The sequence below is a fragment of the Cupriavidus sp. WGlv3 genome, assembly GCF_023952475.1.
Classification (GTDB): Bacteria; Pseudomonadota; Gammaproteobacteria; order Burkholderiales; family Burkholderiaceae; genus Cupriavidus; species Cupriavidus phytorum.
Genome location: NZ_JALHRX010000012.1, coordinates 41,398 through 66,314, shown reverse-complemented (window position 1 = coordinate 66,314; position 24,917 = coordinate 41,398). Strand labels below are relative to the sequence as shown.

Sequence of the window (24,917 nt, the reverse complement as noted above, 5' to 3'; positions counted from 1 at the left end):
TTGTGGCGCGGCCGGCAAGTGCAGAATGCGGCATAGGCCGCATTTCTTGCCGTTGCGCCGGCATTCCGGGCCGGGCGCGCGGCGCAAAAAAAAAGGCCGCATCTGTCGACGCGGCCTGCCAGTCTACTGTATCCGGCGCCCCGGCCCTACCTGAGCGACACGCTTTCGTTAAGGATGCGCGGGGTCAGGAACACCAGCAACTCGGTCCGGTTGCGGACCTTGGCATTGCTCTTGAACAGATAGCCCAGCACCGGGATATCGCCCAGCAGCGGCACCTTGTCGACATCGTTGGATTCGGTCTGGGTGTAGATGCCGCCGATCACCACGGTGCCGCCGTTCTCGACCAGCACCTGGGTCTGCACGTGCTTGGTGTCGATGGCAAAGCCGGAGGTGGTCTGGATCCCCACGCTGTCCTTGTTCACGTCGACGTCCAGCAGCACATTGCCTTCGGGCGTGATCTGCGGCGTCACCTCGAGCTTCAGGTTGGCCTTGCGGAACTGCACCGAGGTGGCGCCGCTGGACGTGGCCGCCTGGTAAGGCAGCTCGGTGCCCTGCTCGATCAGCGCCTTGATGTTGTTGGCCGTGACCACGCGCGGGCTGGAGATGATCTTGCCCTTGCCGTCCGCCTCGAGCGCCGACAGCTCCAGCGCCAGGAAGCGCGTGGCGGCGCTGTTGAACAGGCTCACCGCGATATTGGCCGGGTTGGTGCCGTTGATGGAGCCGGCCGGCAGGCTCAGGAACGGGCCGTTGTCGGAGGTCGCGCCCGGCAGCACGTTGTTGTAGGTGTTGCCGACGCGGGCATTGTTGTACTGCCCGGCGAAGCCCAGCTTGACGCCCAGGTTGCGGCTGAAGGTATCGGTGGCCTCGACGATGCGCGCCTCGATGATGACCTGGCGCACCGGAATGTCGATCTTGCCGATAAAGCTCTGCACCTCTTCCAGCTTGGAGGCGATATCCGAGACAAAGAGCTGGTTGGTGCGCGCATCTGCGGTCAGCGATCCGCGCTTGGACAGCATGCGCGTGCTGGCGCCCGCCGCCCCCGCGCTGCCGATGGGGGCCGCCGCGCCGCCGCCGGCGCCCATGCCCAGCAGCATCCTGCGCACGTCCTCGGCACGCTGGTAATTGAGCTGGAACACCTGGCTGCGGATCGGCTCGAGGTCGTTGATCTGCTGCTGCGACTCGAGCTCCAGCTTCTCCTTGGTCTGCAGCTCGGCCTTGGGCGCCACCCACAGCACATTGCCGTTGCGGCGCGAGGCCAGTCCCTTCGCATCCATCACGATCTGCAGCGCCTGGTCCCACGGCACGTCCTTGAGCCGCAGCGTGATGTTGCCCTGCACGCTTTCGCTGGTGATGATGTTCAGGTTGGTGAAGTCGGCAAACACCTGCAGCAGCGAGCGGATGTCGATGTTCTGGAAGTTCAGCGACAGGCGCTCGCCGCGGTAGCCCGGCCCGCTGATCAGCTTGGTCGGGTCTTCCTTGACCGGCCGGACCTCGACCACGAACTGGGTGTCGGTCTGGTACGAGCTGTATTCCCAGTTGCCACGCGGTTCGATGGTCAGGCGCGCGTTGCCGTTGGCATCGGAGGCGCGCATGCCCTGCACCGGCGAGCCATAGTCGCTGACGTCGAAGTGCCGCCGCAGGTTCTCCGGCAGCGTGGTGCCGAGGAAATCGACCACCACGTTCTTGCCCTGTTGCGCGATATTGATGCCCGACTCGCGCGAGGACAGGTCGACCACCACGCGACCGGCGCCGTCGGCGCCCCGCCGGAAGTCGATACCGCGCACGAACGGGCGTCCCGCCGCGGCGCCAGCCGCCGTCGCGGCCGGGGCGAAGGTCGGCGCGGCGCTCTTGGCCGCCGGCGCCACGTTATCGAGCGACACCACGAAGACATTGCCGCGCTGGTCGGTACGATAGGTGGCGCTGCGCGTCAGGTCGAGGATCACGCGCGTGCGGTCGCCGATCTGCATCACATTGGCGGCCTTGACCAGCTTGCCGCCATATTCATATTGCGCGCGGCGCTCGGCAAAGCCGGTATCGAAGAAATCGATCGCGAGCCGTGCCGGGTTCTGCGTGGTGAAGTCCGCCGGCTTCTGCGCCAGCGGCCGTTCCAGTTCGACCACCAGCACGGTCTGCTCCCCGGTCGTGCTGACGTCGACCGACTTGATCCGGTTGCCTTGTGCCAGCGCCTCCGGTGCGGCCAGCGCAAGCCATAGCGCCAGCGCCGTGGCCATGGTCCTCATCGCGGCGCCCGCGCGCGCACGATACCAGCGCGCGGGGGTCATGCCGCCGCGTCCAGCTTCAGGCTGGTCATTTTCTCTTTCCACTCGGATACCCCCTCCCGGACCAATTCGCGCAGCACGATCTCCTGATCGGTGATGCGGACCACCCGGCCATAGCTCTGGCCGAGATACTGACCCACCTTCACATGGTGGATCTTGTTATCAACACGGACGATGCCGAAGGTTTCCCCCTGCTTCTTCATCATCCCTAGCATCTTGAAGTTTTCGAGCGGATAGTCCTCCAGCGGCTCGCGGCGCCGGCCGGCTTCGGGCGAATCGGCCAGGGTCTTGTTCAGTTCGCCGATCTTGGCCTGCGCGAAGGGCTCGGGCGCACTGGCCGCGGCGTATTCGCGCGGCACGTAGGGGCGGGCGTCGGGCACGGGCTCGGGCGGCTTGGCGCGGGCGCTGCGGGTGGTATCCATCCACTGGCGCAGCGCGTCCTCGTCGCTGGCGCCGCAGGCGCCCAGCAGGCCGAGCGCCAGCGCCGCCGCGAGCGTGCGCCGCGACGCGCTCCATGCCAGGGCGCGGGTTCGAACGGTGCGGCTCATTTCGCGCCTCCTGCCTTGGCCGCGGCCGCAGCCGCGGCGGCCTTGCGTTGCGCCGCCTGTTCTTCGGCGTCGAGCGCGCGGTAGGCCATCGCCACCGCTTCCATCGACAGCCCGCCATCCTTGGTATTGGCAAGCTGCAGGTTCTGCATCGACACGATCCGCGACAGCGCCGCGACATCCGCGTTGAACTGCGCCACCTCGTGATAGCGCCCGGTCACGCGCAGGTTCACCGGGATCTCGGCGAAGTAGGGCTTGATCACCGCCGCCTGCGGCTTGAACAGCTCGAATTGCAGCCCGCGCGCCACGCCGGCATGGTTGACGTCGGCCAGCAGCGCGTCCATTTCCGTCTTGTTGGGCAGCTGCCGCTCCAGCAGCGCCACGCGCTGCTCGACCTGTTTTTTCTGCTCGCGCAGCGCCTCGAGGTTGGCCACCTGCGCCACCTTGGACTGGTACGCCTGCTTCAGGTTTTCCTGCTCCTGGCGCTGGCGCTCGAGTTCGTCGAACTTTGCGCTCCAGTAGAACTGCCAGCCCAGCAGCAGCACCACCGCCGCGGCCAGGATCGCGAACAGCACGCGCGGCGCGGCCGGCCAAGTCTCCGGCTCGTTCAGGTTGAGCCCGCGGAACTGGCTGGTCAGGTCAGCCAGGTTGATTTCGGTATTGAGCGCCATGGTCAGGCCTTTCCGGCCGCGGGGGCGGGTGCAGGTGCGGGGGCGGCGGATGGCGCCGAAGCGCCCGCGGCAGCCTTCTTGCCGTCGGCCGGGGCCTCGGGCGCGCGGTACGCAAAGCGCATCGAGAAATCGAACAGCCGGCGCTGCTCGCGCAGGTTGTTGGTCATGGTGACCGCCTTGGACTCGACCAGCTCGGCCTTGTCGAGCCAGGCCACTCCGCCCAGGTTGCGCAGCAGTTCCGAAATACGTTCGTTGGACTGCGCCACACCGGCGATGGTGAAGGCCTCGCCGGCCTGCTTCAGGCTGGTCAGGTAGACGCCTTCGGGCACCTGTCGCACCAGTTCCTCGAGCAGCTGCACCGGGCGGTTGCGCTCGGTCTGCAGGCTTTCGACGGCCTTCTGGCGCTGCAGCAGCGCGTCAATGTCCTTCTTCAGGCTGTTGACCTCGCGGATCTGGCCGTCGAGCCTCGCGTTTTCCGCGCTCAGCACCTGGTTGAGTGCCACCACGGACGCGATGCGCCCGTCGATATAGAGGCCGCCCAGCAGCACCACGGCCGCGCCGGCGGCGGCCGCTGCACCCAGCATGGTGTAGACCTTCTTGCGCCGCGCCGCCTTGCGGGCTTCGTGGTAGGGCAGCAGGTTGACCGAAGGCAGTGTGTTCGTTGACATCTCTTGCCTCCGGTACGTTATTGCAGGCCGCGCAGGGCCAGGCCGACACTGACGATATACGCCGGCAGGTCGCGCTGCAGGTAGCGCTCATTGACCTTGGCGTTGGTCGCCATGTTGGCGAACGGATTCGCCAGCGTGGTGGTGATCTTGGTCTGGTGCTGGATCGCTGCCTGCACGCCGAACAGCGATGCGTGCCCGCCGGACAGCAGAATCTCGTCGACCCGGCCGAGGCTGGAACTGGCGATGAAGTTGCCGATCGCGGACTGCACCTCCATGGCCAGGGCATCGAGCGACGGCTTGAGCAACTGCGCGCGCCAGGCCTCGGGCAGCGTGTTCTTGCGCTTCTTGATCTCGGCCTTGAGCGCGTCGAGCGTGAACATGCGCGCCGCGCTTTGCGTGAGCTGGTCGCCGTAGCTGTTCAGCGGCTGCTCATAGAGTTCTTTCCAGCCCTGGTAGAAGATGGCCTTGGAGCGGCTGCCGCCCAGGTGGACCACCGCGACCACCGGCAGCGCGCGCGCGTCGGCTTCGGACATCTCCTGCGGTACGCCCAGCATCTGCACGATCGAGCGCTGCACCGCGTATTCCTCGACATCCATCACCTGGGGCTTGAGGCCGGCCATTTCAGCCGCGGTCACGCGCTCCTGCACGCGATCGCTGTTCGCCGCGGTGACGCGCACGCCGATGCCGCCCTCGGTCTCGCTGGGACCGATCACGGCGAAATCGAAGTTGACCGCCTGCGACGGGGGATAGAGCCGATGCGCCTCGGATTCGACCTGGGAATAGAGTTCGTCTTCGGACAGGTTGTCCGGCAGGCTGACCGTCTGCGATTCGGTCAGCATGGAGGGAACGCCCAGCACCACGTCCTTGGAGCGGATGCCGGCCTTGCCGAGCGCACGCCTGAGCGCGATCCCGACTGCCTCGATGTTGATGACGTTGCCATCGGCAACGGCATTGCGGTCCAGCAGTTCGCTGGCGCATTTTTCCAGCCGGTAGTCTTGCCTGCTGCCCCCCACCGAGAGCTCGACTACCTTGACACTGGACGACCCGATATCCACGCCGACCGTAGTCCGGCGCAGAAGCCCCGACAAAATGCCCCGACGCAAGGTGACCCCCTGACTTTTGAACTCGCCCCTGGCGTGAACGCTCTAATCGGGCGAGCCTAGTTTCTTGAATGAAACGTCTGCTTTTTATGTTGGCCGATTCTCACAAAATCCAGCATCGGTGGCAACGTGCCGAACTGGGCCAAACTTGTTTTTGAGAAGGCCCTCATCAATCCGTTGCCAAAACCCCACGGTCGTCGGGTTCCCTTCCATGCCTGCCTGTGCCGCGCGCTTCCCCCCGTAGTCACCGCCAACGTCGCCCTGCGCGCCGGCATCCGCGGCCTTACATCTTGTAACAGCGCGATAGCGGCGCCCCCGCCACTGTGCGCCCGGGCGGGCCGATGCCGGAAGATATAATCGCGGGCACCCCTGACTAGGTATTTCCCTTATGGCCACAGCACAACACAAGCCGCCCCACCCTGCCCGTCGTTCGATCTGGACGCGGCTCATGTTCTGGGCGGTCGGACTGGTTGTCGCCGGTGCCGTCGTGATTGCGCTGCTGCTTGGCTACGCGCTGCTGGTGGCCGCGCCCAACCTGCCGTCGCTGGACACCATCACCGACTACCGGCCCAAGATTCCGCTGCGGATCTACACCGCGGACAATGTGCTGATCGGTGAATTCGGCGAGGAGCGGCGCAACTTCGTGCCTATCGCCGAAATCCCGGACGTGATGAAAAAGGCAGTGCTGGCGATCGAGGACGACCGCTTCTACGAGCACGGCGGCGTCGACTTCGTCGGCGTGATGCGTGCCGGCCTGGCCAACCTGCGCGGCGGGCTGTCGCAGGGTGCCTCCACCATCACCATGCAGGTGGCGCGCAACTTCTTCCTGTCCAGCGAGAAGACCTACACCCGCAAGATCTACGAGATGCTGCTGGCGTACAAGATCGAGGCCAACCTGAGCAAGGACCAGATCCTCGAGCTGTACATGAACCAGATCTACCTGGGCCAGCGCGCCTACGGTTTCGACAGCGCCGCGCGCGTGTACTTCGGCAAGTCGGTGCGCGATGTGACGCCGGCCGAGGCGGCGATGCTCGCCGGGCTGCCGAAGGCGCCGTCGGCGTACAACCCGGTGGTCAACCCGCGCCGCGCCAAGGTGCGCCAGGAATACATCCTGCAGCGCATGCGCGACCTGCGCTACATCACGCCCGAGCAGTACGACGAGGCCGTGCAAGGGGAGCTGAAGGTGCGCACCGAAGGCAACGAGTTCTCCACGCACGCCGAATACGTCGCCGAGATCGTGCGCCAGCTGATGTACGCGCAGTACCGCGAGGAAACCTACACGCGCGGCCTGACGGTCTACACCACGCTGACCAAGACCGACCAGGACGCCGCCTACGAAGCCGTGCGCACCGGCATCATGAACTACGAGCGCAAGCACGGCTACCGCGGCCCCGAGGCCTTCATCGACCTGCCTTCCGACCCGGCCGAGCGCGAGCAGGCCATCGACGATGCGCTGGTCGAGCACCCGGGCAGCGGCGACCTGCGCTCGGCGGTGGTCACCAGCGTGTCGTCCAAGCAGGTCAAGGCAACGCTGCTGTCCGGCGAAGTGGCGACCATCGAAGGCACGGCGCTGCGCTTTATCTCGCCGTCGCTGTCGGCCAACGCGCAGCCCAAGATGAAGATGCGCCCCGGCGCGGTGATCCGCGTGACGCAAGACGAGAAAAACAACTGGTCGGTGACGCAGCTGCCGGAAGTGGCGGCGGCGTTCGTGTCGATCAACCCGCAGGATGGCGAGATCCGCTCGATGGTGGGCGGCTTCGACTTCAACCGCAACAAGTTCAACCGCGTGACCCAGGCCTGGCGTCAACCGGGGTCCAGCTTCAAGCCTTTCATCTACTCGGCTGCGCTGGAAAAGGGCTTCTCACCGGCCACGGTGATCAATGACGCGCCGCTGACGATCGGCCCCGATACCGGCGGCCAGGTGTGGGAACCCAAGAACTACGACGGCCGCTTCGAGGGCCCGATGACCATGCGCCGCGCGCTGGCCAAGTCCAAGAACCTGGTCTCGGTGCGGATCCTGCGTGCGATCGGCACGCAGTACGCGCAGGACTACATCACCCGCTTCGGCTTCGAGGCCGACAAGCACCCCGCTTACCTGCCGATGGCGCTGGGCTCCGGCGCGGTGACGCCGCTGCAGATGGCCGGTGCCTACTCGGTATTTGCAAACGGCGGCTACCGCGTCAACCCCTACCTGATCCAGAAGGTGGTCGACGCGCGCGGCAACGTGATCTCTGAAACCCGTCCGCAACGCGCCGGCACCGACGCCGTGCGCGTGCTCGACGCCCGCACCGCCTTTATCGCCGACACCATGCTGCGCGACGTGGTCCGCTACGGCACCGCCAACAGCGCCAAGCAGCGCCTGGGCCGCAACGACCTGGCTGGCAAGACCGGCACCACCAACGACGCGGTCGATGCCTGGTTCGCCGGCTACACGCCCAACCTGGTGGCGATCGCCTGGATGGGCTATGACCAGCCCAAGAGCCTGGGCGTGCGCGAGACCGGCGGCGGCCTGGCGCTGCCGATCTGGGTCGGCTACATGAGCAAGGCGCTCAAGGGCGTGCCGGAATCTCCGGAACGGCCCGCACCCGAGGGCGTGCTGATGGTGGGCGGCGACTGGACCTTCGAAGAGAACGCCGGCGGCGCCGGCGTGGCGTCGGTGGGCCTGGGCGATCCGTGGCCGGGCAAGCCGGAGGAATCCACCACCCCGTCGGTCGATACCGAGAGCGAGAAACGCAAGATCCTGGAAATGTTCGGCGGCGCCTGAGCGCGCTCGCCAGACAGCACAAAGCCGGCCGCAAGGCCGGCTTTTCCTTTTGCGCTCGGGGGCGCGCCCAGGGATGCCGACGTCAGGTCAGACTGAGGCTGGCGCCCGCCTGCTCGCTGACATAGCCCGACAGCGCCGCGTACAGTTCGCTGCCGTTGCGCGTATCGACCCAGCGCTCGCCCTCGCGGCGGAAGTGGAAACCGCCCGCGCGTGCAGCCACCCACAGTTCCTGCATCGGCGCCTGGCTGTTGATGATGATCTTGGAACCGTTCTCGAATTCCAGTTCCATCACATTGCCGGTGCGGCTGATTTCAATGTCGGCATCGGCTGCGTCGGCGGCCGCCTCGACCGCGGCTTCGATGCGGTCCAGCTCGCGCGTGGCCAGGGCCAGGAACTCGCTTTCGCTCAAGGGGGGCATGCTAAACTCCGAGACCGCCGTTGCCGCCGCTGCCCGGACCGGGCGTACGTGGCGCGAACGGCTTTTTTTGTTAAGAATCCTACGGATGACTGGCCATCGCGCCGGGCCATCCAACGCCTTGCCAACAAGCCAAAAGGACGACCCGATGCTGCGTCGTGTTGCGATTGTATCGGCGTTTGCCGCCGCCCTTGCGATGCCCCTGCTGGGCGGATGCGGTATCCGCGGGCCGCTGACCCTGCCCCGGGTGCCGGCCGAGCCAGCCCCGCCGACCGTGCCGGATCCGGGCCTGGGCCGTGCCGATGCCGTGCAGCCTGCACCGGCCGCGCCCGCACCGGCATCGTCTCCCGCCGCCCCCACCACCCGATAACCATGACTGCATTCTTCCATCGCCAGGACGGCGCGCTTGCCGTCGAGCAGGTGCCGCTGGCGCGCATCGCCGCCGAGTTCGGCACGCCGACCTATGTGTATTCGCGCGCGGCGCTGACCGCCGCGTACCAGGCCTACGCCGCCGCCTGCGCGGGACGCAAGGCGCAGGTCCAGTACGCGATGAAGGCGAATTCCAACCTGGCGGTGCTGCAGGTGTTCGCCAGGCTGGGCGCGGGTTTCGACATCGTCTCGGGCGGCGAGCTCAAGCGCGTGCTGGCCGCCGGCGGCGATCCGCGCAAGGTGGTGTTCTCGGGCGTGGGCAAGAGCGCGGCCGAAATGGAACTGGCGCTGGCGCAGGACGTGCGCTGCTTCAACGTCGAGTCGATTCCCGAACTCGATCGCCTCAACGAAGTGGCGGGCCGCGTCGGCAAGCGTGCGCGCGTGTCGCTGCGCATCAACCCCGACGTCGACGCCAAGACCCATCCCTATATCTCCACCGGCCTGAAGGGCAACAAGTTCGGCATCGCCTTCGAAGACGTGCTGCCGACCTACCGCGCCGCCGCCGCGCTGCCACACCTTGCAGTAACCGGCATCGACTGCCATATCGGTTCGCAGATCACCGAGGTCGAGCCCTACCTGGAAGCGCTGGACAAGGTGCTGGACGTGGTCGAGGCGCTCGAACGCGAAGGCATCAGCCTGGAGCACATCGACGTGGGCGGCGGCCTGGGCATTACCTACACCGACGAGAACCCGCCGGACATTACCGGCTTCGCCACCACGCTGCTGGAGCGCGTCGCCGCGCGCGGCCATGGCCACCGCGAGGTGCTGTTCGAGCCGGGCCGCTCGCTGGTGGGCAACGCCGGCGTGCTGCTGACGCAAGTGGAATTCCTCAAGCCGGGCGCGGCCAAGAACTTCTGCATCGTCGACGCCGCCATGAATGACCTGGCGCGCCCGGCCATGTACGAGGCCTACCACCGCATCGAGCCGGTGGCGCTGCGCGACGGCGCGGCCGTGACCTACGACATCGTCGGCCCGGTGTGCGAATCGGGTGACTGGCTGGGCCGCGACCGCGCCCTGGCGGTGCAGCCCGGGGACCTGCTGGCGGTGATGTCGGCCGGCGCCTACGGCTTCACCATGAGTTCCAACTACAACACCCGCCCGCGCGCCGCCGAAGTGATGGTCGACGGCAGCAAGGTGCACCTGGTGCGCGAGCGCGAGCTGGTCGAAGACCTGTTCCGCGACGAGCGCCTGCTGCAGGACTGAGTCACCACAGGCCCGGCCCGCCGCTGCTTACGCGGCGGGCTGGCGCGTCCCCGCGGCTGGTTTGCGCAGCCGCCACCATACCCGCATCCCCAGCAGCACGAACACCACCGCGGCGTAGATCGAGACCTCGCCGAAGTCGTTCTTGCCGGCCTTGTGCCACCAGTAGTGCAAGATGGCCAGCACGGCGATGGCATAGACCAGCCGGTGCAGCGCCTGCCAGCGCTTGCCGCCGAGGCGGCGCACCATGCCGTTGGTCGAGGTCAGCGCCAGCGGCACCATCAGCATGAAGGCGGTAAAGCCGACCGTGATGAAGGGCCGCTTGTACACGTCCTTGATCATGTAGGCCAGATCAAAGCCGCGGTCCACGCCGATCCATAGCAGGAAGTGCTGCAGGCCGTAGAAGAACGCGAACAGGCCCAGCATGCGGCGCATCCGGATCAGCCAGTTCCAGCCGGTGAGGCGGCGCAGCGGCGTGATGGCCAGCGTCAGGCACAGCATCACCAGGGTCCAGGTGCCGGTCGAACGCGTGACGAATTCGAGCGGGTTGGCGCCGTACTGTTCGGTCGCGCCCAGGTACAGCAGCCGCACGAACGGCAGCAGCGCCAGCAGCCACAGCGCCAGCTTGAGCGCGCGCACCCGCTGCGGCGACAGCGTTGCCAGGCCCGCCGGCTTGCGCACGGCGGCCGCGGCGGTGGGGGAAGAGGTTGCCATGCGCTCGCCTTGCATCAGAAGAACTTCTTCAGGTCCATGCCCTGGTACAACGCCGCCACCTGCTGGCCATAGCCATTGAACGGCAGGGTCTTGCGCTTGGGCGCGAACAGCGCGCCAAAGCCGCTGCCGCGCTCTTCGCCGATGCGGCGCTCGGTGGCCTGGCTCCAGCGCGGATGGTCGACATCCGGGTTCACGTTCGAGTAGAAGCCGTATTCCTGCGGCGCGGCCAGGTTCCAGCTGGTCGGCGGCTGCTTGTCGACAAAGCGGATCTTCACGATCGACTTGGCGCTCTTGAAGCCGTATTTCCACGGCAGCACCATGCGCACCGGCGCGCCGTTCTGGTTGGGCAGCACCTCGCCGTACAGGCCGAAGGTCAGCAACGCCAGCGGATGCATGGCCTCATCCATGCGCAGGCCCTCGCTGTACGGCCAGTCGAGCACGCCGCTGCTGAGGCCAGGCATCTGCTTCTTGTCGGCCAGCGTGATGAACTGCACGTACTTCGCGCCCGGCTGCGGCTCGACCCGGCGGATCAGCTCGGCCAGCGGATAGCCGATCCAAGGGATCACCATCGACCAGCCCTCGACGCAGCGCAGCCGATAGACGCGCTCCTCCATCGGCGCCAGCTTGGTCAGCTCGTCCAGGTCATAGACCTTCGGCTTCTTCACCAGTCCTTCGACCGCCACCTGCCACGGACGCGGACGCAGCGTGCCGGCGTGGCGCGCCGGGTCGGACTTGTCGGTGCCGAACTCGTAGAAGTTGTTGTAGGTGGTCACCTCTTCGTACGGCGTGCGCTTCTCGGTGATGACGTAGGCGTTGTTGGGGGTGGCGGGCAGCCGGGCGCCATGCTGCCCTTGCGCGAAGGCCTGGCGCGCGAACCACGGCGCCAGCGTGCCGCCGGCAGCACCGGCGGCAGCGAGCGCCAGCATGCGGCGGCGCGCTTCGAAGACATGGCGCGGCGTGATCTCGCTGGCGGCAATGTCGCCGCCGCGCAGCCATTTGGGGGAAGGAATCAGCATGGTTTTCCTCGATTGCCTGGTGGTGCCGGCGCCGGCGGCGCGGCGTGCTTGCAGGGTTGGACTCCGGGCTTGGTCGTGGAGTGCGGGCCAGTCCTGACAGTTTTTTGTGATGGCGTCGAAATGACGCAGGCCTGCGCCTGGCATGTGCCGCAAGCGCGGCGCGGGTGCGTTATCCGCCCTGGTATTGCTGGTACACCACCTGCGCCAGCGTCAGCAGCCGCGCGCGTTCCAGGGGCCCCGCCAGCGCAAAGCCCAGATCGCGGTCGACCCAGTAGAACGCCATCATCGGGTCGCGGCCCGGTGCCCGCCGGCGCGCGCCCTCGCCGGGCATGCGCTCGACGCGGAAGCCGGTATCGGGGGTGCCCTGCGCCATCCGCCGCAGCTGCAGCGACAGGCGCGTGCCGTCATCGGCTTCATACATCAGGATGGCCGACGGGCCGCCCTCGGCCACGCCCAGCCGGCCGCCAATCAGGTGAAAGCCCTGCGCGCGCAGGTCGGGCACTTGCAGCGCCGTGCCCAGGCGCCGGGACAGCCAGGCGACCAGGTGGGCCTCATCGGTTGCCGCGACTTCCACCGGGTGGCGCATCTCCGGGGCGTAGACCGCGTGCGTGGCGAGCGCCTCGCGCGCAAAGCGCTCGCCGGGCGCGAGCACCAGCGTGCTGCCGCCAAGGCGGCCATGCGCCAGCCAGCCCAGCGTACCGCCGACGGCCAGCAGCGCGAGCGACGCGCAGGTGGCCGCCATCGCCATGGTCCAGCGCGTCCAGGGCCGGGCGCCATCGCGCCGGCCGTCGCGGCCGCGGTTGCGTCCCTGGTCGCCGTGCAAACCCGGCGGCAAGGCCGCCAGGGGCACCGGTTCATTGAGTACGGGGTCGAGCGCGCGGTGCAGCGCCTCGGCCTGCCGGCGCCAGGCGGCCACCTGTGCCGCCGCGTCCGGGTGCTGCGCCAGGTAGGCCTCGACGGCGGCGCGGCGCGCGCCGGCCAGCTGGCCATCGGCATAGGCGTGGAGATCGGCTTCGTGGATGCCCGCCATCATTTCACCCGTTGCAGCGCATTGGCGGCCGTGGCAGTTCGGTTCGGCGCCGCGCCGTCGAGCAGCCGCCGCATTTGTTCGCGTGCCCGCGCCAGCCGTGACATCACCGTGCCTTGAGGGATGTCCAGCACGCGTGCGGCCTCGGCGTAGGTCAATTGTTCCAGGCTGACCAGCAGCAGCACCGCGCGCTGCGGCTCGGGCAGCTGTGCCAGCGCCTGCGACAGGTCGCGGCGCAGGCCCGGGTCTTCGGCGGGGCCGCTGACCTCGGGCAGGGTGTCGGTGGCCACCACCAGGTCCTTGCGGCGCAAAGCGTTCAGGCGCAGGCGGTGCATCAGCGTCAGCAACCACGGCAGCAGGCCATCGGCGCCGTCGCCCCACCACGCGCCGGGGCGCAGGCGGAAGCGCCAGCGGTAGCGCAGCGCGCGCTCGAGCGTGTCCTGCACCAGGTCGTCGGCCAGCGCCGCGTCGCCGGTGAGGCCGCGCGCATGGCGCCGCAGCCGCGGCGCCAGCGCAACGAGCTGGCCGTCAAACCCTTCCATGCCCGGGTGGCTGTGGTGGTTGTGGTGGCTCTGGAGTTGGCTGCCGCCGCGTCAGGGCTTGACCACGTGCCAGACGTTGTTGACGTTGTCGCCGGTGCGATCGCCCGGCTTGGCGTCCTTGGCGAAGCGGTACAGCGGCTGGCCGCGATAGGCCCACTGCTTGCTGCCGTCATCGCGCGTGATGATGGTGTACTGGCCCGAACCGCTGGTGCCCGGGGCCGCCATCAGCGGCGGCCAGTTGGTCGCGCAGGGCCCGTTGCAGGCGCTCTTGCCGCTGCCGGCGGTGTCGCGGTCAAAGGTGTACAGCGTCAGCCCCTGCGGATCGGTCAGCACGCCATTGGTCACCTTGACCGTGGGCGGCAGATTGCCGGCGCTGCCCCCGCCCATGCCCATGCCGGCACAACCGGCGAGCAGGACGGCCGCGCAGCCGAGCGCGAGCGCGCCGGGACGAACCAGGGATGCAGCAGCGTTATGACGCAGACTTGCCATGATCTTGTTCTCCATGCAATTCGGTGCCGCCAGCCGGCACCGTCCCTCCAGTAAACACTGGATGTGATCTCTTTATTCCCGCAGCGGCCAAAAAAATTGAAAAAAGTCGAAAAAAAACCTGCCCGAAGGCAGGTCTTTTGCATCGCAGCATGCGCGCGTCAGAGTTCGCCGTAGCTGTGCAGGCCCGACAGGAACATGTTTACGCCCAGGAACGCAAAAGTCGTCACCAGCAGGCCGACCAGCGCCCACCAGGCCGCCACCGTGCCGCGCAGCCCCTTCATCAGCCGCATATGCAGCCAGGCCGCGTAGTTGAGCCAGACGATCAGCGCCCAGGTTTCCTTGGGGTCCCAGCTCCAGTAGCCGCCCCAGGCCTCGGCCGCCCACAGCGCGCCGAGGATGGTGGCGATGGTGAAGAAGGCAAAGCCAACCGCGATCGCCTTGTACATCACGTCGTCGAGCAGCTCCAGCGACGGCAGGCGCTCGGCCAGCACGCCGCGCTGCTTGAGCAGGTAGGCCACCGCGACCATCGCCGCCAGCGCAAAGGTGCCGTAGCCGATAAAGTTGGCCGGCACATGGATCTTCATCCACCAGCTCTGCAGCGCGGGCACCAGCGGCTGGATCTCCTGCGCATTGCGGCTGACCGTGTACCACAGCAGGAAGCCCACCGCGGCCGACACCACCAGCATCACGAACGGGCCCAGCGCGCGCGTGGCGTAACGGCCTTCGTAGTACAGGTAGAACAGCGAAGTGATCAGCGTGAACAGCACGAAGACTTCGTACAGGTTCGAGATGGGGATGTGTCCGATGTCGGCGCCGAGCAGGTAGGACTCGTACCAGCGCACCAGCATGCCGGTGAAGCCCAGCACCACCGCGCCCCAGCACAGCTTGCTGCCGAGGCTGTAGCCCGTGCCCGAGCGCGTCGCCAGCCCAACCCAGTAGAACAGCGTGGACAGGAACACCAGTGCGCTCATCCACAGGATGGCCGACTGGCTCGACAGGAAGTACTTGAGAAAGAAGGCCTGTTCGGCGCGCGCGAGCTGGCCCTGGTAGAGCTGGATCGCGAACAGCGACAGCACCGCCAGCGCTACCATCAGCGGCCGCACCGGCTTCCAGTGCCAGCCGAGCAGCGCGAAGGTGGGCACGGCGCCGATCAGCACGGCCTTGTCGTAGCCGTCCATCCATTGCCCGTATTGCGCCAGCGCCACGCCGGCGCCCGCGGCCAGCGCCAGCGCGAACAGCCAGTCCACCCAGCTCAGGCGGCGCAGGAAGGAAGGTTCGAGGTAGGCCTCCTCGGCGCCGGTGTCGGCGCGCGGGGTGCCGCGCATGGCGGGACCGGCCTGTTTCACATTAGAGGACATAGCGTACCTGCTCGATTCAGTGGGGAGTGCCGGCGGGCTCCTGGGCGGCGCTGCGGCCCCCTGCGGCGCGGCCGATGTCGTCGCGCAGCGCCGTGAATTCCTTTTCGAAATCCATGGTGCGGCGCTGAGTCGACATCGCCATCAGCACATGGCTGCCGGCATCGCCGTCGCCGGTGTTGCCCGCGGCGGGCCGGTCGGCAGACAGGTCGGTGGACTTGTCCTTCACCCAGACCCAGACCCGGCGCTCGCGGATATAGAACATCGCGAACACGCCCAACACCAGCAGTAGACAGCCAAGATACACGATGTTCTTGCCCGGCGCACGGGTCAGCTGGAACACGCTGGCCTTGATTTCCTGGAAGTCGTCGAGCTGCAGGAACACCGGTGCGCCGTAGAAGAAACTATCCGACAGCGCATTGATGGCCTGCTGCAGGAAGGCGCCGCTCTGGGCACTGTTGGCTACCACCGGCAGTTGGTCCTGGGCGCGCGCGAGCTGCCACAGCTCCCACATCGAACCGTTCAGGATTTTCAGCAGCACATCGGCGGCCTTCTGCTGCTCGGCCGGCGGCACGGACTTTTCCAGGAAGGCGGCGATGGCGGTGAAGCCGCCCGGCGGCGAATCCGGTGTGGGACGCGTCGCCCCCGCGAACAGGTCGAGCGCGCGCAGCGCGCTTTCGGCCAGCTGACGGCGCAGCTCGGCCTTGTCGTCGCCTGGCATCGAAGCCAGCGCAAAGCGGCGCGCGGCCTCGCCGCGCAGTGCGCGGTCCTGCAGCGCGGCGCGCAGCCGCATCCAGTCGACCACGCTGCCCTGGTCATCGGCGGGAATGCGCAGGTAGCGGAACTGCTCGCTGGGCGACTCGCGCATGCCGGCCAGGAACACCGACTGGCCGTCCATCTGCACCGGCACCATGTAGTTGTTGTACTCGCGCGCCTGTCCGGTGCGGTCGCGCAGCTTGTACTGCACCGACGGGCCGACATTGCGCAGGGTCTTGGCGCGGTCGGTACTGGCGGCGGCGCCGAGATGCTTGTCCAGCGTTTCGTTGAAGGACTTGCGCGCCACGCCGCGCGCATCGGGCTTGCCCGAGGCATCGGTGACGTTCTCGATATTCATCAGCCGGAAGTCGCTGAACTCCACCGTCAGTCCGTCGCTGTCCGCGCTGGTGCCGGTGCCCGCCAGCGGCTTGTTGCCGCCCACCGCGCCGTCGATGGTGAAAGTGGCATGGCCGCTGCCCTGCATCGGGTAGCCGACGAACTTCAGGCGCGAGCCGCCGTCCTCGAAGCTGGACTGGTAGATGGCGATGCCGTCGACGATCAGCGGCTCGTTCACCTTGATGGTGGCCTCGGTGCGCTTGCCGGTGGCGCGATCGGTCACGACCACGTCCGAGGCAAACAGCTTGGGCATGCCGGTCTCGTAGAAGTCGACCTTGAACTTCTTCAGCGTGATCGCGAACGGCAGGTCCTGCACCAGCGCTCCGTCGGCAATGTTGAGGATGGCGGTGGAGACGGTCGAGCCCTCGGGCACGTAGGCGTTGCCACGGAAGCCCGGGTTGTTCACCGACAGCCGGTGCTGCGGCGGGATCTCGCTGATTACCGCGTTGCCGCGGAGCGGGGTCTTGTCGCCCAGCCACATCTGCGCGCGGATCAGCAGGTCGCCGTCGAGCAGGCCGCCGATGCAGATCACCACGATGGCGGTGTGCGCCAGGATATAGCCGGCCTTGTTGGCTGCGCCGGCCTTGGCCGCCAGCAGCGTGGCGCCGTCGTGCTCGACCGCCTTGACGCGGTAGCCGCGGTTGGTCAGCAATGCCGTCAGCCGGCCGACGGCCTCAGCGCGGGCACGCGCGCCGTCGAACTCGCCGCGATGATGGAAAGCGCGCAGGCTGCGCTCGCGCACATGGTCCTTCCATGAGCGCATGTCCGCGATCATCTTGGGCGCGTTGCGCACCAGGCACAGGCTGGTGGACACCACCAGGAAGGCCAGGATCAGCAGGAACCACCACGACCCGTAAACCTTCTGCAGCGACAGCGTGTGGAACACATCGGCCCAGAACGGTCCGAACTGGTTGACGTAGTTCGGGTACGGCTCGTTCTGCTTGAGCACGGTGCCGATCACGCTGGCGATGGAGATCACCGTCAGCAGCGCGATCGCAAAGCGCATCGAGGACAACAATTCGACCGCGTCGCGCAGCACGCGGTGAGAGGTCTTCAGGTGCAGCCCTGAAGTGGAAGCGGTCGACATGTGCAGTGAAACCTAAAACAGCGTACGGCCTGGAAATGAATAAAGGGTGGACATGCTTTGGCAAGCAGGCCACCCTTTTCGATTGTGACAAGCGCGTTCGGTTGCATGCCTGGCCGCGCCATCCGGCGGCGGCCGCTCAACCGATGCGCCGGCGCGCAAAGGCGCCAGCGTCGCGGAATCCCGGATCGTCAGCGAACCCCGGCGACGTAGTCCGCCACCGCCTTGATCTCGGCATCCGACATCTTGGCGGCGATGGTCGTCATGACCGGGTTGTTCTTGCGGGTGCCCTGGCGGAATGCCACCAGTTGTGCCTCGGTATAGTCGGCCCACTGGCCGCCGATGCGCGGATACTGCGCCGGCATGCCTGCGCCGGCGGGGCCATGGCAGGCGGCGCAGGCCGGCACGCCCTTGGCGGCGATGCCGGCGCGGTAGATCTTCTGGCCGGCTTCGATGCTGTCCTTGTTCTTGGCGGTGGCCGGCTTGAGCGACTGCTTGGCGAGGTAGGCGCCGACGTTGCGCATTTCCTCGTCGGTCAGCACCGACGCCATCGGCACCATGATCGCGTTGCTGCGGGCCTTGGCCTTGAAGTCGGCCAGCTGCTTGTGGACGTATTCCGGATGCTGCGCGGCCAGCTTGGGATTGGCGGCTGCCGCGCTGTTGCCGGCGGCACCGTGGCAGCTCAGGCAGGCGGGCACATTGCGATCGGGGGCACCTTGCGTGTACAGCGTTTCACCCTTGGCCGGGTCCGCCTTCGCGGCGGCCTGCTCTGCGGCAGATGCCAGACCGGAAAGGGCGGCGGCAGGAACGGCCAGAGCCAGGACACCCAGAATCTTCGCAATGCGGTTCATTCGCACACCTTCTCTGAATTGTTTTGGATACCGTGATGCGTGCCGCTCCGGCGCTTTGCCGGCGGTGAGGACGCGCCGGTGAAAAGGCTGGGAATCGTGGCGACCCGCGTGCGGCTGACCGATCCGCGCAACGCTGGCCGTGGCGGCAGACCCCGCCAGCCCGCTTCCGCAGCCGCCGCACCGTTCGGTGCAATGCGCAATGCGGGGCAAGGCCTTGCCCACGATGGAACGACACACTAGGCTTCCCGCCCGGACGACGGCAGCCGAGGCACGCGGCATGGATGCCACGCGTCACCCGTTCAGGAGACCGTAAACCGGCGTATTGTACAATAAGTTATGTGCCGGATTGATGCCTTGCGCCTTGTCGTGCCCGTTTGGGGTGCGCCAGGTCAAGCCCGGCGGGCGGCCCAGGCCGCAGCCATCCCACCCTGGCGAGACCCCGGCCCCGGCATGCGCTTGCGCGCGGCCTCCGCGGCCCGCCCCACTGCTCTAGCGCATGTCCCTTCTTCACCAGGCCCGCTTCTTCATCACCGTGAACCACCTGCGCGACCTGCCCGCCACGGCCGTGCCCGAAGTCGCGTTCGCCGGCCGCTCCAACGCGGGCAAGTCCACCGCCATCAACATCCTGTGCAACCAGAAGCGGCTGGCGTTCTCGTCGCGCACGCCCGGGCGCACCCAGCACATCAACTATTTCTCGGTGGCGCCGGTCAAGGCGCCCGACCCGCTCGCGTTCCTGGTCGACCTGCCGGGCTACGGCTATGCCGAGGTCTCGGGCTCGGCCAAGTACCACTGGCAGGGCCTGCTCAGCGATTACGTACAGACCCGCCAGCAGCTCGCCGGCCTGATCCTGATGATGGATGCGCGCCGGCCGTTCACGGATCTCGACTGCCAGATGGTCGAGTGGTTCCTGCCCACCGGACGACCGATCCACGTGCTGCTGACCAAGGCCGACAAGCTCACCAACAGCGACAATGCCAAGGCCCTGCGCGAGACCCGCAAGATGCTGCAAGGCTATGCCGAGCAACTGGAAACGCCGGTGCCGATGACGGCGCAGCTGTTCTCCAGCCTGAAGCGCCGCGGCATCGAAGAGGCGCAGGGCGTGATCGCCGGCTGGCTGAACCTGCCAGAAGCGCAAAAGGTGGAACGCGAGCCCGCCGCCGCGAAGCCGGTGCCCCCTGCGTCCGATCCGGCCGCGTAATCCTGGCAGCGGGCGCGCAAAAAAAAGCCCCGTCGCAAGCAACGGGGACAAACTTTCCCGCCGGTGGGGCGGGTACCCGCTCAGGGAGGAGTAGCGGGGGGACACCGCGCCACGCAGCGCGCAACGTAAAGTGTCCGCGAGTATGATGGCGGGCACGCACAAAAGTTTAGTTTTTCTTCAGCCAGCCGCACGACGCTGCGCGCGCCGCGCTTGCCGGCCCTGCATTCCGTCCTCTTCCGTCAAGAAGCCGCCATGTCCACCTTCCCCGAGTTCCGCCCGCGCCGCATGCGCCGCGATGATTTCTCCCGCCGCATGATGCGCGAGCATCGCCTGTCCCCGGACAACCTGATCTACCCGGTCTTCATCCTCGACGGCCAGAACCAGCGCCAGGCCGTGGCCTCGATGCCGGGCGTGGAGCGCGTCTCGGTCGACCAGCTGATGCCGGTGGCCGAAGACTGCGTCAAGCTCGGCATCCCCGTGCTCGCGCTGTTCCCGGTGATCGACCCGTCGCTGAAGACGCCCGACGGCATCGAGGCCACCAACCCCGACGGGCTGGTGCCGCGCGCCGTGCGCGTGCTGAAGGACCGCTTCCCCGAGCTCGGCGTGCTGTGCGACGTGGCGCTCGACCCGTACACCAGCCATGGCCAGGACGGCGTGCTCGACGACAACGGCTACGTGATCAACGATGCGACGGTGGAGATCCTGGTGCGCCAGGCACTGGCGCAGGCCGAGGCCGGGGTCGACATCGTCGCGCCGTCCGACATGATGGACGGCCGCATCGGCGCGGTGCGCACCGCGCTGGAAGACAACGGCCATATCCATACCCGCATCATGGCGTACTCGGCCAAGTACGCGTCGGCGTTCTACGGCCCGTTCCGCGACGCGGTGGGCTCGGCCGCCAACCTGGGCAAGGGCAACAAGATGACCTACCAGATGGATCCGGCCAACACCGACGAGGCCCTGCGCGAAGTGGCGCAGGACATCCTGGAAGGCGCCGACATGGTGATGGTCAAGCCCGGCATGCCGTACCTGGACATCGTGCGCCGCGTCAAGGACGAGTTCCGCTTCCCCACCTACGTCTACCAGGTCAGCGGCGAGTACGCGATGCTCAAGGCCGCCGCGCAGAACGGCTGGCTGGACCACGACAAGGTCATGATGGAATCGCTGCTGGCCTTCCGCCGCGCCGGCGCCGACGGCATCCTGACCTATTTCGCGCGCGACGCCGCGCGGCTGCTGCAGGCCTGACGGCCGGGCGACCGCGCATGGAGTTGCTAGGTTTCTCAGCGAGCCAGGTACACCCGCTCGCCTCGCTCACCGAGGCGAGCAGCTTTCTGTCTGGCAATGCCGCGTCACTGTTCGTGTGGGCGGATTTTTCCACCGAAGAGGTCACCGCGGCGCCCGACGCCTGGCGTGAACAGGTGCGCCAGCTGGCCGGCGCGCCCATCCTCGACCTGCACCTGGCCGACGCCACCAACGCCGCGCATCCGTCGTACTTCGATACGACCCATGCGTACGACATGGTGATCTTCCGCAAGCTGACCTTCGAAACCAGCCGCGCCATTGTCGAGGCCGAGCCGCAGGACGCCGCCGGCACCGCTAGCACCACCAGGCCGCCCGCGGCCGAGGCAGCGGCCCGGCAGAAGCGTTATGCGCCCGGCTTCCTGCCGGCACTGGCCAAGATCGATACCCAGCCGGTCACGTTCTTCATGTTCGACACCGTGCTGGTGACGGTACGCTCGGGGCCGTCGCGCACCATCGACCAGGTGCGCCAGCGTTTGCTCGAGCTGTGCCAGGCCCCGCGTCCACAAGCCGCGCCCGCGCGTGGCAACGGTCAGTCGCTGCTGCACGGCATCCGTCCGCCGAGCCGGCCCGAAGACCTGATGCTGCGGCTGCTTAACGCCATGGTCGACCGCTACCTGGAACTGCGCGCGCCGCTGACGCGCCAGCTTGACCGCTGGCAGCGCGCGCTGCTGAACTCGCGCCGCAGCTTCTCCAGCTGGGAGGGCCTGCTGGATGCGCGCATCCAGCTGCGCAAGCTGGAACACCTGAGCGAGGAGCAGCGCGACGCGCTGCAGGAATTCCGCGACAGCCTGCTCGACAACCGCTACAGCAGCGACCAGCCCGGCGGCGCGGCCAATGCGCCGGGGCGCGACGAGGTGCTGCTGGTGCGCATCAACGACGTGATGGAGCATATCCAGCGGGTGCTGGCGCATGCGCGCCGGCTGGAGGATTCGATCGAATCGGCGGTGCAGATTCACTTCTCGGCGGTGGCGCACCGGACCAACCGCACCATGCGCGCGCTGACGCTGATCACGGCGCTGTTCATGCCGCTGACGCTGATCACCGGCGTCTTCGGCATGAACTTCGAGCGCATGCCGTGGCTGCAAGAGCCGCAGGGCTTCTGGTGGTCGATCGGCCTGATGGGCGCGGTGGCGGTGGTACTGGCGGCGCTGTGGGCGCTGGCGCGGCAGCTGGAGCGCTAGCCGCAGGCCTGGGTACGCCTCGGTTACGCCTCAGGTACGCGTGCGCGTGCCGAAAGCGCGCTCCAGGCTTTCCAGGAAGCGGTTGGCCGACTGGTAGCCGATCACGCGCACCGGGCGCTCGCGACCATCCGGGCCGAACAGGATGATGCCGGGCGGCCCGAACAGGCCGAAGCGCTTGAGCAAGGCCTTGTCGTCGGCATTGTTGGCGGTCACGTCCGCCTGCAGCAGCACGAGCTCCGACAGCCGCGCGCGCACGCGCGGATCGACGAAGGTCATGCGCTCCATTTCCTTGCAGCTGACGCACCAGTCGGCATAGAAATCCAGCAGCACCGGCTTGCCCGCGGCGGCGGCCTGCGCCACGCGGGCGTCGAGTTCGGCCACGCTGCGCACGCGCTCGAAACGCACCGCCGCCGCAGCGCCGGCGCTTTCGCCGCCGGTACGCGCCACGCTCAAATGCGACAGCGGCTGCAGCGGGTCGCGTCCGCCCGAAGCGACGCCGATCAGCACGATCGCAGCGGCGATGGCAAACAGCACGCCCACGCCCTTGCCCACCCGCACCAGGTTGCGCGGATCCGGTCCCAGCCCGTCGAAGGCACCGAGAAACACCGCCGCCACCAGCAACAGCGCCGCCAGCAGCAGCATCGTGGCCCACGCAGGCAGCACCGGCCCCAGCATCCACAGCGCCACGCCCAGCAGCAGGAAGCCGAAGAAGCGCTTGGTCACCTCCATCCAGCGGCCGGCGCGCGGCAACAGGTTGCCCGCGCCCACGCCGACCAGCACCAGCGGCACGCCCATGCCCAGCGCCATCGCGAACAGCGCGGCGCCGCCGATCACGGCATCGCGGCTCTGCGCGATATAGGCCAGCGCACCCGCCAGCGGCGCCGTCACGCAGGGGCCGACGATCAGCGCGGAGATCGCGCCCATCGCCGCGGCCCCCGCCACCTGGCCACCCTGGCGGCGGTTGGACGATTCCGTCAGCCGGGTCTGCCAGCGCTGCGGCAGTTGCAGTTCGTACAGGCCAAACATCGACAGCGCCAGCGCCACCATCAGCGCCGCGAAGGCGCCCAGCACCCAGGGCGTCTGCAGCGCGGCCGACAGCCCCTCGCCGAGCAGGCCCGCGGCCACGCCGACCGCGGTGTACACCACCGCCATGCCCAGCACATAGGCCAGCGACACCAGTAGCGCGCGGCCGCGCGTGACGTGCTCGCCGACCACGATCGACGACAGGATCGGCACCATCGGCAGCACGCATGGGGTAAAGGTCAGCAGCAGGCCCAGGCCGAAGAACAGCGCCCCGATCAGGCCGAGGTTGCGGCTGGCCAGTGCGCCGGCGATGCGGTCGCTGTCGTCGGCGCGCAGGGTCGCGGCCGAACCCGGTACTGCGGGAACCGCTGGCACCGCGGGCGCCGGAACCGGCTCGGCCGCCGGGGCGTCGCTGCGACCGCGCTTGCCGAACAGGTCGGCCAGCGCGCTGCCGCCCACCTTGTAGACGCTTTCCATCGGCGGATAGCACAGGCCCTTGTCGGCGCAGCCCTGCGAGGTCACCGTCAGCGTCCATTTGCCGTCGGCTGGCGCGGCCTCGACCGGCACGCGGATGACCACGCTGTCGCGGTAGGTCTCCATCTCCTTGCCGAAGGTCTCGTCGAACTTGACCTTGCCCTGCGGGTAGGCCGGCGCGCCCAGCTTCACCCCGGCCGGCTGCGCGGCGAAGGCAAAGCGCTCACGGTACATGTAGTAGCCCGGCGCGACGTCAAAGCGCACTTCGATGGTCTTGTCGTCAGGCTGGCTGGCGGCAAAGCGAAAGGCTTGCTCGGGCGGCAGGAAGTCGTCCTCGGTGGCGGCGTGGAGGCTGCCCGCCAGGCACAGCCAGGCCAGTGCCGCCAGCAGCGCTGCGGCAATATGCCGCACCCACATCTGCGCGGGCGTGCCCACCCGCCGTGCCAAACCGATGTTCATGAATCCGATTCCTGTTGGTCTTGATCCTGGGGCGCTGCCATACCTGGTGCTGCCCCGCGGGCATCGCCGCCCGGTGCCGCCGTTCCTGGCTGCGCCGGCACGCCGGCGGTTTCGCTACGTACCCATGCCAGGTACGGCCCGTAGCCCGCTGCCACGGGCCACGCGAGCAGCTCCGGGACGTCATAGGGGTGATGTTGCCGGATCACGGCCTCGAGCGCAGCGTAGCGCGCGCGCGTGGTCTTGATCAGCAGCGGCCATTCCCGCGCCTGCTCGAGCTTGCCCTGCCACCAGTACTCGGATTCGACCGGCGCCAGACGGTTCACGCAGGCAGCGGCGCGCGCCTGCAGCACGGCTCGCGACAGACGCGCCGCGGTATCGGCATCGGGTGCATTGGTGACGACGACGAGCACCTCGTCCGTACCGGCACCCTGCTCTGTATGGCTTTGCATCGACACTCTCCCTGCGGCCGTCTGCATCCGGCCCGCCCAAAACAAAAGAGCCAGGCGATTGCCTGGCTCGATTGTAAGCGGTGTGCCCGCAACCGTCGCGCGACGGCAGCGGGCAGGAAACGCACTTATTCCGCGGCTTCTTCGGCCGGGGCTTCGGTGATTTCCGGACGATCCACCAGCTCGACCAGCGCCATCGGCGCGTTGTCGCCCTGACGGAAGCCGAACTTCAGGATGCGGGTGTAGCCGCCCGGACGGGTGGCATAGCGCGGGCCCAGTTCGGTGAACAGCTTGGTGACCATGTCGCGGTCGCGCAGGCGGGCGAAAGCCAGGCGGCGGTTGGCAACGGTGTCCTTCTTGGCCAGCGTGATCAGCGGCTCGACAACCTTGCGCAGTTCCTTGGCCTTGGGCACGGTGGTCTTGATCAGCTCGTGCTGGAACAGCGAGTTGGACATGTTGCGCAGCATCGCGAGACGGTGCGACGAGGTGCGGTTCAGTTTCCGCAGACCATGACGGTGACGCATGATGATTCC

21 protein-coding genes and 1 pseudogene are annotated in these 24,917 nt (G+C 67.7%); 5 read left to right on the top strand and 17 right to left on the bottom strand.

Annotated features, from left to right (window positions below; translation table 11 throughout):
- Positions 1-146: 146 nt before the first annotated feature.
- The 5 genes from MKD38_RS19795 to pilM are packed head-to-tail and all read right to left on the bottom strand — an operon-like array spanning position 147 to position 5,251.
- Complete coding sequence (locus tag MKD38_RS19795; protein WP_252679156.1) at positions 147-2,282, bottom strand: type IV pilus secretin PilQ; 2,136 nt, start codon at positions 2,280-2,282, stop codon at positions 147-149.
- Positions 2,279-2,827 (bottom strand): pilus assembly protein PilP, encoded by a 549-nt coding sequence (locus tag MKD38_RS19790; protein ID WP_252679153.1) that lies wholly within the window; start codon positions 2,825-2,827, stop codon positions 2,279-2,281. The genes MKD38_RS19795 and MKD38_RS19790 overlap by 4 nt, the downstream gene beginning before the upstream one ends.
- The gene (locus MKD38_RS19785; RefSeq protein ID WP_252679151.1) at positions 2,824-3,495 is read right to left on the bottom strand and encodes a type IV pilus inner membrane component PilO; all 672 of its coding nucleotides are present in this window, start codon (positions 3,493-3,495) and stop codon (positions 2,824-2,826) included. Before MKD38_RS19785 ends, MKD38_RS19790 begins: the two co-directional genes overlap by 4 nt.
- Before the next feature lie 2 nt (positions 3,496-3,497).
- Complete coding sequence (locus tag MKD38_RS19780; protein WP_227313401.1) at positions 3,498-4,163, bottom strand: PilN domain-containing protein; 666 nt, start codon at positions 4,161-4,163, stop codon at positions 3,498-3,500.
- Positions 4,164-4,180: 17 nt separating this feature from the next.
- A complete protein-coding gene (gene pilM, locus MKD38_RS19775; RefSeq protein WP_252679443.1) occupies positions 4,181-5,251 on the bottom strand; it encodes a type IV pilus assembly protein PilM in 1,071 nt (356 codons plus the stop codon).
- Between the two features lie 400 nt (positions 5,252-5,651).
- Here pilM and MKD38_RS19770 point away from each other — a divergent pair, with 400 nt between their 5' ends.
- Positions 5,652-8,027 carry a penicillin-binding protein 1A gene (locus tag MKD38_RS19770; protein ID WP_252679149.1) on the top strand — a complete coding sequence of 792 codons (2,376 nt, stop codon included), beginning with the start codon at positions 5,652-5,654 and terminating at the stop codon, positions 8,025-8,027.
- 82 nt (positions 8,028-8,109) lie between these two features.
- Here the strand turns inward: MKD38_RS19770 and cyaY are convergent, their stop codons facing one another.
- Positions 8,110-8,445, bottom strand: a complete 336-nt coding sequence (gene cyaY / locus MKD38_RS19765; RefSeq protein ID WP_252679148.1) for an iron donor protein CyaY — start codon at positions 8,443-8,445, stop codon at positions 8,110-8,112.
- Positions 8,446-8,814: 369 nt separating this feature from the next.
- On the opposite strand from cyaY, the gene lysA reads away from it, so the two are divergent.
- Positions 8,815-10,074 (top strand): diaminopimelate decarboxylase, encoded by a 1,260-nt coding sequence (gene lysA / locus MKD38_RS19760; RefSeq protein WP_252679146.1) that lies wholly within the window; start codon positions 8,815-8,817, stop codon positions 10,072-10,074.
- 27 nt (positions 10,075-10,101) lie between these two features.
- Here the strand turns inward: lysA and msrQ are convergent, their stop codons facing one another.
- From msrQ to MKD38_RS19720, 8 genes are all read right to left on the bottom strand, one after another.
- Positions 10,102-10,800 (bottom strand): protein-methionine-sulfoxide reductase heme-binding subunit MsrQ, encoded by a 699-nt coding sequence (gene msrQ, locus MKD38_RS19755; RefSeq protein WP_252679144.1) that lies wholly within the window; start codon positions 10,798-10,800, stop codon positions 10,102-10,104.
- Positions 10,800-11,801 (bottom strand): protein-methionine-sulfoxide reductase catalytic subunit MsrP, encoded by a 1,002-nt coding sequence (msrP, locus tag MKD38_RS19750; protein WP_252679141.1) that lies wholly within the window; start codon positions 11,799-11,801, stop codon positions 10,800-10,802. The genes msrQ and msrP overlap by 1 nt, the downstream gene beginning before the upstream one ends.
- Positions 11,802-11,970: 169 nt before the next feature.
- Positions 11,971-12,834: an anti-sigma factor family protein gene (locus MKD38_RS19745; RefSeq protein ID WP_252679139.1), complete on the bottom strand. Its 864-nt coding sequence runs from the start codon at positions 12,832-12,834 to the stop codon at positions 11,971-11,973.
- Positions 12,831-13,370 (bottom strand): RNA polymerase sigma factor, encoded by a 540-nt coding sequence (locus MKD38_RS19740; protein WP_115705171.1) that lies wholly within the window; start codon positions 13,368-13,370, stop codon positions 12,831-12,833. Before MKD38_RS19740 ends, MKD38_RS19745 begins: the two co-directional genes overlap by 4 nt.
- 51 nt (positions 13,371-13,421) lie before the next feature.
- The gene (locus MKD38_RS19735; protein WP_252679136.1) at positions 13,422-13,859 is read right to left on the bottom strand and encodes a COG4315 family predicted lipoprotein; all 438 of its coding nucleotides are present in this window, start codon (positions 13,857-13,859) and stop codon (positions 13,422-13,424) included.
- Between the two features lie 158 nt (positions 13,860-14,017).
- On the bottom strand, positions 14,018-15,184 hold the full coding sequence (gene ccsB / locus MKD38_RS19730) for a c-type cytochrome biogenesis protein CcsB (RefSeq protein WP_252679441.1): 1,167 nt from the start codon (positions 15,182-15,184) through the stop codon (positions 14,018-14,020).
- Between the two features lie 49 nt (positions 15,185-15,233).
- Positions 15,234-17,453 (bottom strand): cytochrome c biogenesis protein ResB, encoded by a 2,220-nt coding sequence (locus tag MKD38_RS19725; protein ID WP_252679133.1) that lies wholly within the window; start codon positions 17,451-17,453, stop codon positions 15,234-15,236.
- A gap of 188 nt (positions 17,454-17,641) precedes the next feature.
- Positions 17,642-18,301: a c-type cytochrome gene (locus tag MKD38_RS19720; RefSeq protein ID WP_112776690.1), complete on the bottom strand. Its 660-nt coding sequence runs from the start codon at positions 18,299-18,301 to the stop codon at positions 17,642-17,644.
- A 496-nt stretch (positions 18,302-18,797) separates the two neighbouring features.
- Between MKD38_RS19720 and yihA the strand changes: the two genes are divergently transcribed.
- The 3 genes from yihA to MKD38_RS19705 all read left to right on the top strand — a co-directional run bounded on the left by yihA (position 18,798) and on the right by MKD38_RS19705 (position 21,982).
- A complete protein-coding gene (gene yihA / locus MKD38_RS19715) occupies positions 18,798-19,499 on the top strand; it encodes a ribosome biogenesis GTP-binding protein YihA/YsxC (protein ID WP_252679131.1) in 702 nt (233 codons plus the stop codon).
- Between the two features lie 252 nt (positions 19,500-19,751).
- Positions 19,752-20,744: a porphobilinogen synthase gene (gene hemB / locus MKD38_RS19710; protein WP_252679116.1), complete on the top strand. Its 993-nt coding sequence runs from the start codon at positions 19,752-19,754 to the stop codon at positions 20,742-20,744.
- Positions 20,745-20,761: 17 nt separating this feature from the next.
- Positions 20,762-21,982 carry a magnesium transporter CorA family protein gene (locus MKD38_RS19705; RefSeq protein WP_252679114.1) on the top strand — a complete coding sequence of 407 codons (1,221 nt, stop codon included), beginning with the start codon at positions 20,762-20,764 and terminating at the stop codon, positions 21,980-21,982.
- Between the two features lie 30 nt (positions 21,983-22,012).
- On the opposite strand, the gene dsbD is transcribed toward MKD38_RS19705, so the two are convergent.
- From dsbD to rplQ, 3 genes and pseudogenes are all read right to left on the bottom strand, one after another.
- Complete coding sequence (gene dsbD, locus MKD38_RS19700; protein ID WP_252679112.1) at positions 22,013-23,938, bottom strand: protein-disulfide reductase DsbD; 1,926 nt, start codon at positions 23,936-23,938, stop codon at positions 22,013-22,015.
- Positions 23,939-24,039: 101 nt separating this feature from the next.
- Positions 24,040-24,387: pseudogene (gene cutA, locus MKD38_RS19695) on the bottom strand (divalent-cation tolerance protein CutA); the annotation flags it as partial.
- 125 nt (positions 24,388-24,512) lie between these two features.
- Positions 24,513-24,908, bottom strand: coding sequence for a 50S ribosomal protein L17 (rplQ, locus tag MKD38_RS19690; protein ID WP_010812373.1), 396 nt, complete (start codon positions 24,906-24,908; stop codon positions 24,513-24,515).
- Between the last annotated feature and the right edge of the window lie 9 nt (positions 24,909-24,917).

What these genes read in the sequence shown, in the direction of transcription:
- MKD38_RS19795 (WP_252679156.1), bottom strand. Translation starts at nt 2,282, where the DNA reads ATGACCCCCGCGCGCTGGTATCGTGCGCGCGCGGGCGCCGCGATGAGG.
- MKD38_RS19790 (WP_252679153.1), bottom strand. Translation starts at nt 2,827, where the DNA reads ATGAGCCGCACCGTTCGAACCCGCGCCCTGGCATGGAGCGCGTCGCGG.
- MKD38_RS19785 (WP_252679151.1), bottom strand. Translation starts at nt 3,495, where the DNA reads ATGGCGCTCAATACCGAAATCAACCTGGCTGACCTGACCAGCCAGTTC.
- MKD38_RS19780 (WP_227313401.1), bottom strand. Translation starts at nt 4,163, where the DNA reads ATGTCAACGAACACACTGCCTTCGGTCAACCTGCTGCCCTACCACGAA.
- MKD38_RS19770 (WP_252679149.1), top strand. Translation starts at nt 5,652, where the DNA reads ATGGCCACAGCACAACACAAGCCGCCCCACCCTGCCCGTCGTTCGATC.
- cyaY (WP_252679148.1), bottom strand. Translation starts at nt 8,445, where the DNA reads ATGCCCCCCTTGAGCGAAAGCGAGTTCCTGGCCCTGGCCACGCGCGAG.
- lysA (WP_252679146.1), top strand. Translation starts at nt 8,815, where the DNA reads ATGACTGCATTCTTCCATCGCCAGGACGGCGCGCTTGCCGTCGAGCAG.
- msrQ (WP_252679144.1), bottom strand. Translation starts at nt 10,800, where the DNA reads ATGCAAGGCGAGCGCATGGCAACCTCTTCCCCCACCGCCGCGGCCGCC.
- msrP (WP_252679141.1), bottom strand. Translation starts at nt 11,801, where the DNA reads ATGCTGATTCCTTCCCCCAAATGGCTGCGCGGCGGCGACATTGCCGCC.
- MKD38_RS19745 (WP_252679139.1), bottom strand. Translation starts at nt 12,834, where the DNA reads ATGATGGCGGGCATCCACGAAGCCGATCTCCACGCCTATGCCGATGGC.
- MKD38_RS19740 (WP_115705171.1), bottom strand. Translation starts at nt 13,370, where the DNA reads ATGGAAGGGTTTGACGGCCAGCTCGTTGCGCTGGCGCCGCGGCTGCGG.
- MKD38_RS19735 (WP_252679136.1), bottom strand. Translation starts at nt 13,859, where the DNA reads ATGGCAAGTCTGCGTCATAACGCTGCTGCATCCCTGGTTCGTCCCGGC.
- ccsB (WP_252679441.1), bottom strand. Translation starts at nt 15,184, where the DNA reads ATGCGCGGCACCCCGCGCGCCGACACCGGCGCCGAGGAGGCCTACCTC.
- MKD38_RS19725 (WP_252679133.1), bottom strand. Translation starts at nt 17,453, where the DNA reads ATGTCGACCGCTTCCACTTCAGGGCTGCACCTGAAGACCTCTCACCGC.
- MKD38_RS19720 (WP_112776690.1), bottom strand. Translation starts at nt 18,301, where the DNA reads ATGAACCGCATTGCGAAGATTCTGGGTGTCCTGGCTCTGGCCGTTCCT.
- yihA (WP_252679131.1), top strand. Translation starts at nt 18,798, where the DNA reads ATGTCCCTTCTTCACCAGGCCCGCTTCTTCATCACCGTGAACCACCTG.
- hemB (WP_252679116.1), top strand. Translation starts at nt 19,752, where the DNA reads ATGTCCACCTTCCCCGAGTTCCGCCCGCGCCGCATGCGCCGCGATGAT.
- MKD38_RS19705 (WP_252679114.1), top strand. Translation starts at nt 20,762, where the DNA reads ATGGAGTTGCTAGGTTTCTCAGCGAGCCAGGTACACCCGCTCGCCTCG.
- dsbD (WP_252679112.1), bottom strand. Translation starts at nt 23,938, where the DNA reads ATGAACATCGGTTTGGCACGGCGGGTGGGCACGCCCGCGCAGATGTGG.
- rplQ (WP_010812373.1), bottom strand. Translation starts at nt 24,908, where the DNA reads ATGCGTCACCGTCATGGTCTGCGGAAACTGAACCGCACCTCGTCGCAC.